This is a genomic window from Erythrobacter sp. NE805, assembly GCF_046452355.1.
Lineage (GTDB): Bacteria > Pseudomonadota > Alphaproteobacteria > Sphingomonadales > Sphingomonadaceae > Erythrobacter.
The window spans coordinates 1346882-1360218 of sequence record NZ_JBKFDI010000001.1 but is presented as its reverse complement, the minus strand read 5'-3'; the positions used below and the strand labels follow the sequence as shown (position 1 = coordinate 1360218).

Here is a 13337-nt window from a genome sequence, read left to right as displayed (position 1 = left end):
ATTTCTCCCGATAATCAGCAAGGCAGCCAAGCAGCTAATCCTCGCGCATGATCTTATCCTGCTGCCACGAGCAGTAAGAGCAGAGCCCGCTATCGAGACCTTCGAGGAAGTCTTGGATAGATATATGGCTGCCGCATCGTCCACACTCGGAGGTATAATCCAGCGGCTCACCGCAATTTGCGCACTCATCCTCGCCTTCGATCAAGGTAGCTCGATCACAGGCTGGGCATGTGTAGACTGGGCCATCCTCTCCCGCGTCTTTGTAACGGCTGTATGCTTCAGCCCCATATAATTCATCGATAACGTGCTCGATCATTTCGGCGGCGTCGAGGAAAGTGCCACAAGTGCGACAGCGAAGCTCAACATCGTCCTGATCTTCGTTGTCAGAGTCAGTTTGCTCAATCAGTTCAGATTTGCACTCCTTGCATCGGAGAAGCTCCGTGGCGACGCTGGGTGATCGCCATTGCATATTTGCAAGTGTCGCCCGTGCCTCTTGCAACTCCTGATCATAAAGCTCCTTGGTTTGAAGCATAGTTGCCCACGCCTCACCCAGACGCTCCATCGGCACCTCATCGATCTGCCTGAACAAGGAGGCGACGACTGGAAACCCTTTGCTTATGGCTGCGCGAATGGCTGTCGCGGGCGCGTTCGTGTAGTGATGCTCCATATCGTTGCGGATTCGGTTCAGCGCTCGAAGGGCCTGAGCGTCGATGTTGATCCCGAAATCTTTGGCGCGCTCGGCGATCTGCTGAAAATCTATCGTGGTATGGCCGACCTTCTCCATCTCAATTCCGCCCGCACCATCTGGGACGGGCTTCAGCTTTGCGCCGATCACCAACTCGGGGTCTGCATTCGGGGCAGCACGGATCAGCGCCTCCTTAGCGAGCAGCAGAACGCCAGCGTAAAAGTTACGGACCGCAGAGACATCCCGATCAGGGTCTTGCTGACGGAAGTCCTCCACGCCCATCCGAATTGAAGCGACCGCATTCTCAAACAACGATGGCATCGCTGACTCCTCAACCTCTTGTGAATCCACCCCTATATGCCACGCGGCTCAAAAGTAAGAACTCCTTGGCGGGGACGGCTAATGCGTCATAATGAGGGCCTATGAACCCCGTCGAGATCGAAGAAGCCGTCACCCAACTCGCCTCGGAACCGTTTGATCGGGCCGAGTTCCCGTTCCAGTTCCTCACCGCCTTCGGGAACAAGAAGACCACCATCGACCGCCTGCGGAAGGGCAACACCAACCAGTCTGATCTCAGCGGCGGCGTGCTCCAACGCAGCAACATCCACATCGCCACCTGCGCCCCCGGCGCGGTGGGCGAGACGCTGACAGCCCTGCGCAACAGCCCGAAGACCGCTACCAACAAAGCCAAGTTCATCCTCGCCACGGACGGCATGGAGTTTCAGGCGGAAGACCTGTCCAGCGGCGAAACGATAGCCTGCGACTACCCCGATTTCCCCGACCACTTCGGCTTCTTCCTGCCGCTGGCGGGCATCACGACGGTCGAGCAAATCCGCGAAAGCTCGTTCGATATCCGCGCGACCAGTCGCCTCAACCGCCTCTACATGACGCTGTTGCAGGACAACCCCGACTGGGCGAAGGCCGAGCGCCGCACCGACATGAACCACTTCATGGCGCGACTGATCTTCTGCTTCTTCGCCGAGGATACTGACATCTTCCACCCCAGCTATCGCTTCACCGCGACGGTCGAGAAGATGAGCGCGGGCGGCGCGGACAACACCGCCGATGTGATCCGCGAACTCTTCCGCGCGATGAACACGCCCCTCGCCAAGCGTCAGGAAGAGGGCATTGCCCGCTGGGCGGACGGCTTCCCCTATGTGAACGGCAATTTGTTTGCGGGCGGGCTCGATGTCCCGCGCTTCAGCAGGATCGCCCGATCCTACCTCATCCACATCGGCAATCTCGACTGGACGAAGATCAACCCCGACATCTTCGGATCGATGATTCAGGCCGTCGCCGACGATGAGGAGCGCGGCGCGCTCGGCATGCATTACACCAGCGTGCCGAACATCCTCAAAGTGCTGAACCCGCTGTTTCTCGATGACCTGCGCGCCAAACTGGAAGAGGCAGGCGACAATTCCCGCAAGCTCCTCAATCTGCGCAACCGCATGGCGAAGATCAGGGTTTTCGATCCCGCCTGCGGCAGCGGCAACTTCCTCGTCATCGCCTACAAGGCGATGCGGGAGATCGAGGCTGAGATCAACAAACGGCGCGGTGAGCCTGACCGCAAGACCGAGATTCCGCTGACCAATTTTCGCGGAATCGAACTGCGCGACTTCCCCGCCGAGATCGCCCGCCTCGCGCTCATCATCGCCGAGTATCAGTGTGATGTGCTGTATCGCGGGCAACAGTTTGCGCTGGCCGAGTTCTTGCCACTCAATAATGAGAACTGGATCACTTGCGGCAACGCCCTGCGTCTCGACTGGCTGAGCATCTGCCCGCCCACTGGGACAGGTGTAAGGGTTCAGGGGGACGACCTCTTTCAAACGCCACTCGATCAATCTGAGATCGATTTTGAGAATATCGGGGGCGAGACCTACATATGCGGTAACCCACCGTATGTTTGGAGCAATGATCAGACGCCAGAGCAGAAGGCAGACATTGAACGCATCGTAGGAGGGAGGTTGAAATCTTCGAAGTCTCTCAATTTTGTGGCTGGCTGGTTCTTGAAGGCAGTTGACCACATTGCGCGCGTTGGCTCTAAGGTCGCGCTGGTCAGCACTAATACGATCTGTCAGGGACAATCTGTTCCACTTCTGTGGCCACTGCTGCTCAACGGTGATTGCGAAATCATTTTCGCCCATACCTCTTTCAAGTGGAGTAATTTGGCAGCAAACAATGCTGGTGTAACCGTTGTTATCGTCGGGCTCGGAAGGGTGGGCTCGGCAGAAAAGCGTCTATTCTGGCTCGATGATAACGGAGAACTGGGCGTCAAGTCTGTTCAGAACATCTCGTCCTATCTTATCGCAGGTGAGAATGTGATCGTTCAGAATCACACTAGGACCATTGATGGAAGGCCAGAGCTTAGATTTGGCAATAAGCCTGTCGATGGTGGTTATCTGCAATTCAGTCGCGACACCTTAGCTCAAGCTGGCATCGATCCGAACGACCCCATGATCAAAAAGATATATGGAGCATCGGAGGTCATTAACGGAGTGCCAAAATACTGCCTTTGGCTCAATGACGATGATGTCCCAAAGGCCGTTGAGAATGACGAGATCAAAAGGCGTATTAACGCTGTCGCGGAATTGAGGAAAACGAGCAGCGATTTCGGCCCAAAATCCGACAATCACAGACCTCACCAGTTTCGAGAGATGCGGTGCGGCGCGACAGCAACTGTGGCGCTACCTTCGGTATCGTCCGAAAATCGAGACTTCCTTCCAGTCGACCTTCTGGATGGCAAAAGTGTGATTTCAAATAGGAATTACGGCGCGTTTGACTCGCCGATATGGGTTTTTTCCGTTCTTGCTTCACGTTTGCATTGGATGTGGGCTGCGACGGTCTGTGGCCGTCTTGAACTAAGGTTCTCATATACCAATGGCTTGGGATGGAACGGATTCCCGCTCCCCAAGCTGCTCGAACAGAACAAGGCTGATCTCACCCGCTGCGCCGAGAACATCCTGCTCGCTCGCGAGGCGCATTTCCCCGCCACCATCGCCGATCTCTACGATCCCGATACCATGCCCGAAGACCTCCGCCGCGCACACGAGGAGAACGACGAAACCCTCGAACGCATCTACATCGGACGCCGCTTCCGCAACGACACCGAACGCCTCGAAAAGCTGTTCGAACTCTACACCAAGATGACGGGCAAGAAGGCGGCATGAGCGAGCAATCTGGCCCGCCTATTCCGTCATTCGACGATCTCGAACGCCTTATCGTAAACAACGACAAGCTCGGGCGGATCGAGGCGTTTCTTGGCCGCTTCAATCCCATTCGTATCATGCGGATCGAGCGGAAGGAGGTTATGCACTCGGCGATTTTGTCGTGGCTACTAGACCCCCGCGAAAGCCACGGTCTCGGTGACAAGTTCCTCCGCGCTTTTCTTGGTGAGGCGCTACGCGGTTGTGTGGGACTGGGCTATCCTAACGCGCTCGACATCTCCCGCGCCGATCTTCGCGATGTTGAGGTGAGGCGCGAGTGGGAGAACATGGATATCGTCATCCGCAGCACTCTCAACTGCTGGGCCTTCGTGGTCGAAAACAAGTATGACAGTCAGCAGGGTGAGGGCCAACTGAGCGGCTACATCGAGAAGCTTCGGCAGTTGTTCGAGTCACCGTCGAACCCGCTTACAATCCGTGGCGTCTTTCTTACGCTCCATGACGAAGAGCCTCTGGACGACCGCTACGCACCGATTGGCTACGATACCGTGTGCGAGCTTCTTGTCAGGTTCGTCGAGGAAGGCGGCGCGCCCCTCACAAGCGAGGTGGCAATCTTCATCAAGCATTACATCGAGATATTGAAAGAGGCTCTGGGAATGAGTGACGAGCACAACGAGATGGAGAGGCTTGCTCGGCAGCTTTATCGCACCCATCGCAAGGCGCTCGACTTCATCTGGGAATACGGTCAGGAAACAGATTTCGAGTTCGCCGTTCGCTCGCTGATCGGCGACAATGACGACTTCAAGGTGCCTGTAGAGATCGACGGTGAGCTTTATCACTTCGACTGGGTGGGCAACGATTCCGCTAGCTTTGTGCCACATTCTTGGTTCGTGGCCTTCGGCAGCGAGACGCTTCGCTGGGAGGGATGCGAGAATTGGTGGCTTGAATACCCGCTCGCACCCCGTTTCCAGTTCAACACTGGAGATGATGGGATCAGCGGGCGGATCACATTGGTGAACGAGGTGGGCCCTATCACCAACGCGAGTGCGCGGCGGGAGTTAATTGAGGCGATCCAAGCGGTCGCTGAAGGGACTGGAAGCAATCGCATCAAGTTCCAACAAGGTGCTGCTGACGAAGGGCGACGGTATTCGAGGTTCTTCAAGCAGAACTCGGTGACGATTCCTGATGTCCAAAAGACCAGCGAGATCGCTCTGGCCATGCGGACGCTGCTGAAGCGTTTCCAGCCTGAGTTTGATGAGATCGGAAAGGTTCTGCCTCAGTTCCAGAAGTATGGAGAGAAGGCGTGACCACTTCCAAGCCCATCCCTGCCGTCTCATTCCAGACCGCCCGAACAGGAGCGTCTACCAACGCGAATGAAATGGGCATGCGCCCCATGCAGGAGCGCGCCTATGCCAAGCGCGGCGAGCAGTATCTGCTGATCAAGTCCCCCCCAGCCTCGGGCAAGTCTCGGGCGCTTATGTTCATCGCGCTCGACAAGCTCCACAATCAGGGGCTCCAACAGGCGATCATCGTCGTGCCCGAGAAGTCGATTGGCGGCTCATTCATGGATGAACCCCTCTCGCAGTTCGGGTTCTGGGCCGACTGGGAAGTGCGCCCGAAGTGGAATCTCTGCAATGCCGCAGGGCCAGATGAGGAACGTGCCGATCCCTCCAAGATCAAGGCCGTTGGCCAGTTCCTCGCCAGTGAGGACAAGGCGCTCGTCTGCACCCATGCGACCTTCCGTTTTGCCGTGGAGCAGCTTGGCGTCGAAGCCTTCGACAACCGCCTGATCGCGGTGGACGAGTTCCACCATGTCTCTGCCAGCGAGGATAATCGCCTCGGCAGCCAGCTTGCCCAGTTCATCCGCCGCGACAAAGCCCACATCGTGGCGATGACGGGCAGCTATTTCCGCGGTGACGCGGTTCCCGTTCTGACACCCGAGGACGAGGCGAAGTTCGAGACGGTCACCTACACCTACTATGAGCAGTTGAATGGCTACGAGCACCTCAAGGCACTCAACATCGGCTATTTCTTCTACACGGGCCGCTACCTCAACGCGATTGAGGCCGTGCTCGATCCTGCCAAGAAGACCATAGTCCACATCCCCTCCGTCAATTCGCGCGAAAGCACGAAGATCGGCAAGGCGACCGAGGTCGAACACATCATGGAAGCGCTGGGGGAATGGCAAGGTGCTGACTCCCAGACTGGCTTCCATCTTGTGAAGCTTCCTGACGGTCGGATCGTGAAGATCGCCGATCTCGTCGATGACAGCGATCCTGCGCGGCGCGGCAAGGTGCTCGCGGCGCTGAAAGACCCCGCACAGCGCAACAATCGCGACCACGTGGATATCATCATCGCGCTCGGCATGGCGAAGGAAGGGTTCGACTGGATTTGGTGTGAGCACGCGCTGACGGTCGGCTATCGATCCAGCCTCACCGAGATCATCCAGATCATCGGGCGCGCCACTCGGGACGCGCCCGGGAAAGAAAGCGCCACCTTCACCAACCTGATCGCGGAGCCTGATGCCTCGGAAGCGGCGGTCGTCGGCGCGATCAACGACACGCTCAAGGCCATCGCCGCCAGCCTGCTGATGGAGCAGGTGCTTGCCCCGCGCTTTACCTTCACGCCCAAGGACAGCGGGCCGCTCGAAGATTTCGACTACGGACCCGCAGGATACAAGGAAGGCGAGACGAATGTCGGCGTCCGCGAAGATACGGGGCAGCTTCACTTCGAGATCAAGGGTCTGGTCGAGCCCAAGAGCGATGAGGCTCAGCGCATCTGCAAGGAAGACCTCAATGAGGTGATCACGCAGTTCGTGCAGGACAAGACGGCCATGGAGAAGGGCCTCTTTGACGGGACGCAGGCGGGCGGGGAGACGCTGGCGCAAGAGCTTACCCAAGTGCGCATGGGGAAGATTGTCCGTGACCGTTACCCAGAGTTGAGCACGGAAGATCAGGAAGCCATCCGTCAGCATGCTATTGCGGCGCTCAACCTCACCCAGAAGGCCAAGGAAATCGCCATCGGCATCGACGCTGCCAAGGGTGAGGACGAGAAGGTCAACACTGCGCTGATCGACGGCGTTCGCAAGTTCGCGATGGATGTGCGCGATCTCGATATCGACCTCATCGACAGCATCAATCCGTTCGAGGCGGCTTATGCGGTGCTGGCAAAGTCGATGAACGAGACCGTCCTCAAGCAGGTTCAGTCGGTGATCTCCGCGAAGAAGGTCAAGATTTCACCTGAGGAAGCGCGCGATCTCGCGGAGCGGGCGCTGCGGTTCAAGAAGGAGCGCGGAAGGCTCCCAGACATCACTTCCGCCGACGCTTGGGAAAGGCGCATGGCGGAAGGGGTTGCAGCGCTAGCTCGTTACCGTGCACAGGCCTCCAATGGCTGAACTGTCTGATGATGAACTGTTGGCCGAACTCGGCGTCGAGATTGAGCAACCGAAGGCGCGCACCTACACGCCGCAGCAAGAACGGATCATCGCTGGGTTCGAGGATATTGTCCGCTTCTATGAGGAGCATGGCCGAGCCCCGCTTCACGGCGAAGACCGTGACATTTTCGAGCGCCTCTATGCCGTGCGGCTCGACCGCCTGCGCGAGCTTGAGGAATGCCGCGAGCTTCTCCGCGATATGGACAAGCACGGGCTGCTGACTGGCACGCAGGCAGAGGATCAGGTTTCCCCGTCCGAGATCGATGACGATGCCCTGCTCGCCGAGCTTGGCATCGAACCGACTGCCGAAAATGACATCCGCGTTCTTCGCAATGTGCCCAGCGCTGAGGAGCGTCGTGCTGCGGAAGAAATCGCGAGCCGCGAGAAGTGCGCGGACTTCGCCAAGTTCAAGCCGCTGTTCGAGCAAGTTCAGCGCGACCTCGATAGCGGTGCGCGTGAGACGCGGCGGTTTGTGAGGGATGCTGGATTCCTCAAGGCCGACATCACCAAGGGTCAGTTCTTCATTCTCGGAGGGCAGATCGCCTACATCGCGGAGGTCGGCGAGACGTTCAAAGCCCCCAACGGCGAATCTGACGCCCGCCTCCGCGTCATTTATGCGAACGGCACCGAGAGCGATCTACTGCGTCGCTCGATGCAGCGCGCCCTGTATAAGGATGATGCGGGCAGACGGATCACCGAGATCGAGGCTGGCCCGCTGTTCGCCGCCAATCCCGAAGATGGCGATCTCGAAAGCGGCACGATCTATGTCCTGCGGAGCAAATCCGACCATCCTATGGTCGCGGAAAACCGTCACCTGATTCACAAAATCGGCGTGACGGGCGGCTCGGTTGAGACCCGCATCGCGGGCGCTGACAAGTCGGCCACCTATCTGCTGGCAGGTGTCGAGGTCGTCGCGACCTACAAGCTGTTCAACATCAACCGTGTTCAGCTTGAGGGCCTGATCCACAAGGTGTTCGCAGGGGCAGCCCTTGATCTTACGATTCCAGATCGGTTCGGGAATCCAGTGAAGCCACGCGAATGGTTTCTCGTGCCTCTGAGCGCCATCGATGAAGCGGTTGAGCGCATTCGCGACGGTTCAATCACGCGCTACCGCTACGAGCCGAGTGAAGCGCGGCTAATCGAAGGCTGAGGCGCTGGGAGCAAGAGCGAGTAAGGGGAGGATCGAATGCCTGCGCGCCACATCCGCAAGTTCGTCGGAGAACTGACCGAAGAGAACTTCGAGCGAGTAGCGTCAGTGATCTTTGAGGACGCCATCGTGGGCCTCGACTTGCTGATAGATCGAGACTTATTCGACGATGATCGGAAAGAGGGCGCGCCCAAAGCCTCGGCTTACGATGAAAAAATCATTCTATCGCGATCTACTCTGGAAGAGGGCGGAATCGAGATAAACATCAACGAGGCGTTCAGCCCGCAATGGGGCACCTATCGTGTGGATGGAATCTTCTCGGTCAAGTCTGGCGGTATGTTCCAAGGCATTGTCTGTGTGGGGCTGATCCCCACAGATGAGGCGCTGGTTCGTTTGAACCCAGAAGTCAGGATCATCGACATCAAGCTTTGAGATGCTTCAGAAGCTCGCCAAGTCGGGATGCACATAGTCGATCTCATATTTGGAGCAACCAGCCCAGACTTCCATCGTAGCGTCATCGATCAAACACTCGATTCCCAACTGACGGCAAACCTCGCCCTTCCAATAAAGGTAGCGATCACCGCCAGTGAGCCCGAGGACGAAAGCCTCATAGACCTCATCTGGCACACCATGGACGCCCCGAAACTGGAACGGAAGTAACCGACAGCCCGCTCGTCCGAGGTCATGCCAAACGCGGTCGAGGAGCCGACCCGTGCGAAAGGTCACAATGTGATGGGTTTGGCAATGACGATTCTCGTGGATGTAGTCCCAGAATTGCTGAGACCTCTCATGACCGTGGAGGGTCATATCGAAGTCCCATCCAAGCGCGCGATATTGAGTGATGTCGTCCATCATCTGCATATCTCATGAAATCGAAATCTGTCGAGATTTTGTGCGCGCTCTGAGTCATCTGAGGTGCGCATGTCGAACACTTATAGAGTTCTGCCGCGCTGAAGCGTGGCTTGCCATTGAAGGCTTCGCCTTCGGCGAGCCCCAGCCTGCATATTGGTCTCAGGCGGAGCCTTCGCCCAATATTTGGCTGAAGTTCGTCGATTTTATTTTATTTTAACTTTCTCGTCATCTCACAGGTGGAGCGCGCATATCTCTATCCCCCCTCCACCAGATGAGCGGTGCCATGAGACACGTGTTCAGGATCGCTGATTTGGTGGAGGGGAGAAGATCACGTGCTCATCTCACGAGGCATCGGCGGCTCGAACTTCGGCGGCTTTCCGCGTTTACCGCGTAGCAGGTGGTCGCCCAAAACCCTGCATTGCCGCCGTCTCCAGATCATTCCTGATCTCGACGGTTATCGCCCCTCGACAGGGCGAAGCACTCTCGGTCGGCACGTTCGATGCAAAAACCTCCGAGAGCCAGTGGTTGTGAAGATGCACAGAGCCACTGTCTTTCTGGAGCTTTGTTTATCGCGGCACTCCTCGACCGCTCGCTGCTCTCGCATTCCTCCCGACACACAGCCCCTCTGATGAGGCGCTTACCAAGTGCCAGCGTAGGGCTTGGCGGGGATATCTGCCAACTAACTCCCTGAGCTATTTTACGAATCTGGTTATACCAGCAGCGGCTGACCGCTGCCAATATTTATCTTCGCAGAAATTGCCCCGTCTGCGGCTTCGATGGTGGTCGACGGAGCCTGTCGCATCGTCGCTGAACGGGAAGATTCGCGTTTGGAATCAGTTGATCACGAGGTTTAGCGTCCAAGGTAACGGGCTTGGCGAAGGACAGTCGCGCGGCTACTGTGGCAATCTACTCAGGGGGATCGAATGTCCACACCGCTGTGCCAGCTACTCGAAGAGTCCCGCATCTCGTCGAAGTCAGAACGCGAAAAAGGCTTCTACCTCGACACGTGGCTCTCCTTGCCGCAGCTTGGCGATCTGCCATGAGCAACGTCAACATCAAGCGGTTGGTCGAGAACATTCGGTCAGGAACCAACAGCTACACCCCTCTGGTTGAACTCGTCGTCAACGGCATTCAGGCAGTCGAACAGAAGAAGGAGTGCAACGGTCTCGTCGAGATCGAGGTGCTCCGCAACGGTCAGGCAGACCTCACAGACCGCATGGAGGATGTGGACGGCTTCATCGTCAAGGACAATGGGATCGGCTTCACCCAGAAGAATCGGGATGCGTTCGACACGCTGTATACCGACCTGAAGGCGCAGGAGGGCGGCAAGGGCTTCGGACGCTTCACCTGCCTGAAATACTTCGAGCGGCTGAACGTCGTCAGCACCTATGAGATGGATGGAAACTTCCGCCAGCGCACCTTTTCGATGGGTCTGGGCAACGACATCATCGTCGATGAGGTGGACACGCCGTCAGAAGCCAGCGCCACGGGCTCTGCCGTCGAGATTTCTGGCGTGAAGTCGGTCAAGTTCCCCGACAAGGGGCTAGAGGTGATCAGCCGCGTCCTCGTCGAACGTCTGCTCCCCTACTTCGTGGACACGTCGTGCCCCCGCATCGTCATACGCGACGCAGGCACGTCGGCACCACCCCTACCGCTCAATGATTACCTTAGCAGCGAAACATCGCAGATCGTTGAGCTTCCCGTTCCCAACCCGACGTTCACCTTCCCTTCGACGGACGGGGAAAAGACCTTCAGGGTTCGAATCTTCAAGTTCTTCGCGCCGAGGTCGAGCCGCAGCAAGGTGAGCTTGGTCGCCCATCGCCGCGAGGTCACCGAGAACCAATTGCAGAATTATATTCCCGAGTTTTCGGAAGAGTTCTACGAGCCAGACGCTGATGAAGGCGCGACAAAGGGGCGCAACTTCGTCATCAAGGTCTATGTCTTCGGCGACTACCTCAACGACAACGTGTCCCTTGAACGGGGCGAGTTCCGTTTTCAGGCTGACTCCGATCTCTTCAACGGCATTTCGCAAAGCCAGATCGAACAGCAGGCGGCGGAGATCGCACAGTCGGTTGTCGGCGACGAGATCGCGGCGCGCCGCGAGCGCAAGCAAGCCAAGATTATCGATTATGTCGAGACTCAGGCTCCGTGGCATCGAACGCTCAGCAGAGAGGCCGATTTCAGCGCACTCCCGATGAACCCTTCCCCTCGGGACATCGAGCTTACCCTGCAAAGAGCCAAGTTCGAAAAGGAGCTTTCGACCAGAGATCGGGTGTCCGCGATCCTGCGCGCCGACGAGGGCGCAGCGCTCGATGATCAGGTCGCTGCGGTCGTGGCGAGCATCTCGGAGACAAGCAAAAGCGAGCTAATCCACTACGTTTCCTTGCGCCGATGCGTTCTTGACCTGTTTGCTCGGGCTTTAGAGGTTGGGGAAGACGGCAAGTATCGATCCGAAGGGGACGTGCATGATATCATCATTCAGAGGCGAACCGACAGCGACGAACTGGACTTCGACTCCCACAACCTATGGATGCTCGATGAAAGGCTAAACTTCGCGTCCTATGTGATCTCGGACAAGCCCACGGAGGCATCGAGCTTGGATCGCACGGACGTAACGATTTTCAATCGGCCTGTCGTCTTTCGAGGTGAAAATGATGCCAGCAACCCCGTCACGATCTTCGAGTTCAAGAAGCCGCAGCGCGACGATTTCGTGAACGCATCTTCGCGAGAAGACCCGATTGAGCAGATCGTCCGTTACGTAAATCTGATCCGTGAAGGCACTGTGCGAAACAGTTCAGGTCGAAACATCAATGTGGGCGAGACGACACCATTCTATGGTTACGTCGTGTGTGACCTGACACCGAAGGTTCAAAAATGGCTTGAGTTCACCAAGAACTTCACCCCGATGGCAGATCGGCAGGGATGGTATGATTGGCGGAAGAATATCAACCTGTATATCGAGGTAATTAGTTGGGATAAGCTCCTGAAGGACGCCCAGATGCGCAATGCGATATTCTTCGAGAAGCTCAAAATCGGCTGAACCACGTCAGCGCCTCTAATCAGGCGGAGCCGAACGACAGCCTGCTATCGGAGGTCGAGCGGTTATGGCGGAACCTCCTCGCCCGCACCGCGCCGCAACCGCGTCTATTGCCGTCCACGATGGATCAGCGCGACAAGTTGGTTCCCCCGCCCCACAATCCTTTCCACATGGTCACGGGTGTAATCGTCGCTCGTGCGGTAGAAGCCGACGATCCTGCGCTCCTTGTCGCGTCCGATGACCTTCGTCGGCGTCGTCTCGATGTAGCCGATGATGGTGTTGTATCTGTCGCGGACGATCTCGGTGGACATCGACGCTCTCCTTCCAGAGCGGGCGCATACCTTGGAGCGTGCGAAAAGGCGAACTAAAAGAACTACTTGACGCATTCCAAAAGTATGAGAAGCGTCTGGAATGACCAAACGGACAGCGCTTTATCTGAGGGTTTCTACCGATTCCCAGACTGTCGAAAACCAGCGGCACGAACTGCTTCTCGTCGCTCAGCGGGCGGGCTGGGAAATCGTCGAGGAACTGGCAGACGAAGGCATCTCAGGTGCGAAAGGTCGAGAACAGCGGCCCGCCTTTGATCGGCTGATGAAAATGGTCGCGCGGAGGGAGATCGATCTCATCGCATGTTGGTCGGTGGATCGCCTCGGACGCTCGCTCCAGCATCTCGTGTCCTTCCTCACCGAGATCAACGCCAGAGGTGTCGATCTTTATCTTCATCGACAAGCAATCGACACATCGACCCCTTCAGGAAGGGCAATGTTCCAGATGCTCGCCGTCTTCGCCGAGTTCGAGCGATGCATGATCTCTGAGCGCGTCCGTGCGTCTCTGGCGAGGTCAACGAAAAAGCTTGGGAGACCCGCTCTACCTCCTATTGTTGTCCAGAAGATCGAACGGAGCCTCGCGGCGGGCAATTCGATCAACAAGACAGCGAAGGCGCTGAACGTCGGTGTGGGCTCGGTTCATCGGGTCAAAGTCAGAATGTCCGCCCAGCCCGTAATGTAGCGATTCACACAAAA

General features: G+C 57.3%; 10 protein-coding genes. 7 read left to right on the top strand and 3 right to left on the bottom strand.

Annotation, left to right across the window (positions count from 1 at the left end; all coding sequences use genetic code 11):
• Positions 1 to 34 precede the first annotated feature (34 nt).
• Positions 35 to 1006, bottom strand: coding sequence for a hypothetical protein (locus tag ACLBKU_RS06410; RefSeq protein WP_410178697.1), 972 nt, complete (start codon positions 1004 to 1006; stop codon positions 35 to 37).
• 101 nt (positions 1007 to 1107) lie between these two features.
• Here ACLBKU_RS06410 and ACLBKU_RS06405 point away from each other — a divergent pair, with 101 nt between their 5' ends.
• The 5 genes from ACLBKU_RS06405 to ACLBKU_RS06385 are packed head-to-tail and all read left to right on the top strand — an operon-like array spanning position 1108 to position 8858.
• A complete protein-coding gene (locus ACLBKU_RS06405; RefSeq protein ID WP_410178696.1) occupies positions 1108 to 3852 on the top strand; it encodes a class I SAM-dependent DNA methyltransferase in 2745 nt (914 codons plus the stop codon).
• Positions 3849 to 5153 carry a PD-(D/E)XK nuclease family protein gene (locus tag ACLBKU_RS06400; protein WP_410178695.1) on the top strand — a complete coding sequence of 435 codons (1305 nt, stop codon included), beginning with the start codon at positions 3849 to 3851 and terminating at the stop codon, positions 5151 to 5153. Before ACLBKU_RS06405 ends, ACLBKU_RS06400 begins: the two co-directional genes overlap by 4 nt.
• Positions 5150 to 7240, top strand: a complete 2091-nt coding sequence (locus tag ACLBKU_RS06395; protein ID WP_410178694.1) for a DEAD/DEAH box helicase — start codon at positions 5150 to 5152, stop codon at positions 7238 to 7240. The genes ACLBKU_RS06400 and ACLBKU_RS06395 overlap by 4 nt, the downstream gene beginning before the upstream one ends.
• A complete protein-coding gene (locus tag ACLBKU_RS06390) occupies positions 7233 to 8429 on the top strand; it encodes a GIY-YIG nuclease family protein (RefSeq protein ID WP_410178693.1) in 1197 nt (398 codons plus the stop codon). The genes ACLBKU_RS06395 and ACLBKU_RS06390 overlap by 8 nt, the downstream gene beginning before the upstream one ends.
• A gap of 36 nt (positions 8430 to 8465) precedes the next feature.
• Complete coding sequence (locus ACLBKU_RS06385) at positions 8466 to 8858, top strand: hypothetical protein (RefSeq protein ID WP_410178692.1); 393 nt, start codon at positions 8466 to 8468, stop codon at positions 8856 to 8858.
• 6 nt (positions 8859 to 8864) lie between these two features.
• Here the strand turns inward: ACLBKU_RS06385 and ACLBKU_RS06380 are convergent, their stop codons facing one another.
• Positions 8865 to 9281 (bottom strand): hypothetical protein, encoded by a 417-nt coding sequence (locus ACLBKU_RS06380; RefSeq protein WP_410178691.1) that lies wholly within the window; start codon positions 9279 to 9281, stop codon positions 8865 to 8867.
• A gap of 1036 nt (positions 9282 to 10317) precedes the next feature.
• Between ACLBKU_RS06380 and ACLBKU_RS06375 the strand changes: the two genes are divergently transcribed.
• A complete protein-coding gene (locus ACLBKU_RS06375; RefSeq protein WP_410178690.1) occupies positions 10318 to 12318 on the top strand; it encodes an ATP-binding protein in 2001 nt (666 codons plus the stop codon).
• A 104-nt stretch (positions 12319 to 12422) separates the two neighbouring features.
• On the opposite strand, the gene ACLBKU_RS06370 is transcribed toward ACLBKU_RS06375, so the two are convergent.
• Positions 12423 to 12626: a hypothetical protein gene (locus ACLBKU_RS06370; protein ID WP_410178689.1), complete on the bottom strand. Its 204-nt coding sequence runs from the start codon at positions 12624 to 12626 to the stop codon at positions 12423 to 12425.
• A 100-nt stretch (positions 12627 to 12726) separates the two neighbouring features.
• Between ACLBKU_RS06370 and ACLBKU_RS06365 the strand changes: the two genes are divergently transcribed.
• Complete coding sequence (locus ACLBKU_RS06365) at positions 12727 to 13323, top strand: recombinase family protein (protein ID WP_410178688.1); 597 nt, start codon at positions 12727 to 12729, stop codon at positions 13321 to 13323.
• Positions 13324 to 13337: the final 14 nt, after the last annotated feature.

What these genes read in the sequence shown, in the direction of transcription:
- ACLBKU_RS06380 (WP_410178691.1), bottom strand. Translation starts at nt 9,281, where the DNA reads ATGATGGACGACATCACTCAATATCGCGCGCTTGGATGGGACTTCGAT.
- ACLBKU_RS06365 (WP_410178688.1), top strand. Translation starts at nt 12,727, where the DNA reads ATGACCAAACGGACAGCGCTTTATCTGAGGGTTTCTACCGATTCCCAG.
- ACLBKU_RS06370 (WP_410178689.1), bottom strand. Translation starts at nt 12,626, where the DNA reads ATGTCCACCGAGATCGTCCGCGACAGATACAACACCATCATCGGCTAC.
- ACLBKU_RS06375 (WP_410178690.1), top strand. Translation starts at nt 10,318, where the DNA reads ATGAGCAACGTCAACATCAAGCGGTTGGTCGAGAACATTCGGTCAGGA.
- ACLBKU_RS06410 (WP_410178697.1), bottom strand. Translation starts at nt 1,006, where the DNA reads ATGCCATCGTTGTTTGAGAATGCGGTCGCTTCAATTCGGATGGGCGTG.
- ACLBKU_RS06390 (WP_410178693.1), top strand. Translation starts at nt 7,233, where the DNA reads ATGGCTGAACTGTCTGATGATGAACTGTTGGCCGAACTCGGCGTCGAG.
- ACLBKU_RS06385 (WP_410178692.1), top strand. Translation starts at nt 8,466, where the DNA reads ATGCCTGCGCGCCACATCCGCAAGTTCGTCGGAGAACTGACCGAAGAG.
- ACLBKU_RS06400 (WP_410178695.1), top strand. Translation starts at nt 3,849, where the DNA reads ATGAGCGAGCAATCTGGCCCGCCTATTCCGTCATTCGACGATCTCGAA.
- ACLBKU_RS06405 (WP_410178696.1), top strand. Translation starts at nt 1,108, where the DNA reads ATGAACCCCGTCGAGATCGAAGAAGCCGTCACCCAACTCGCCTCGGAA.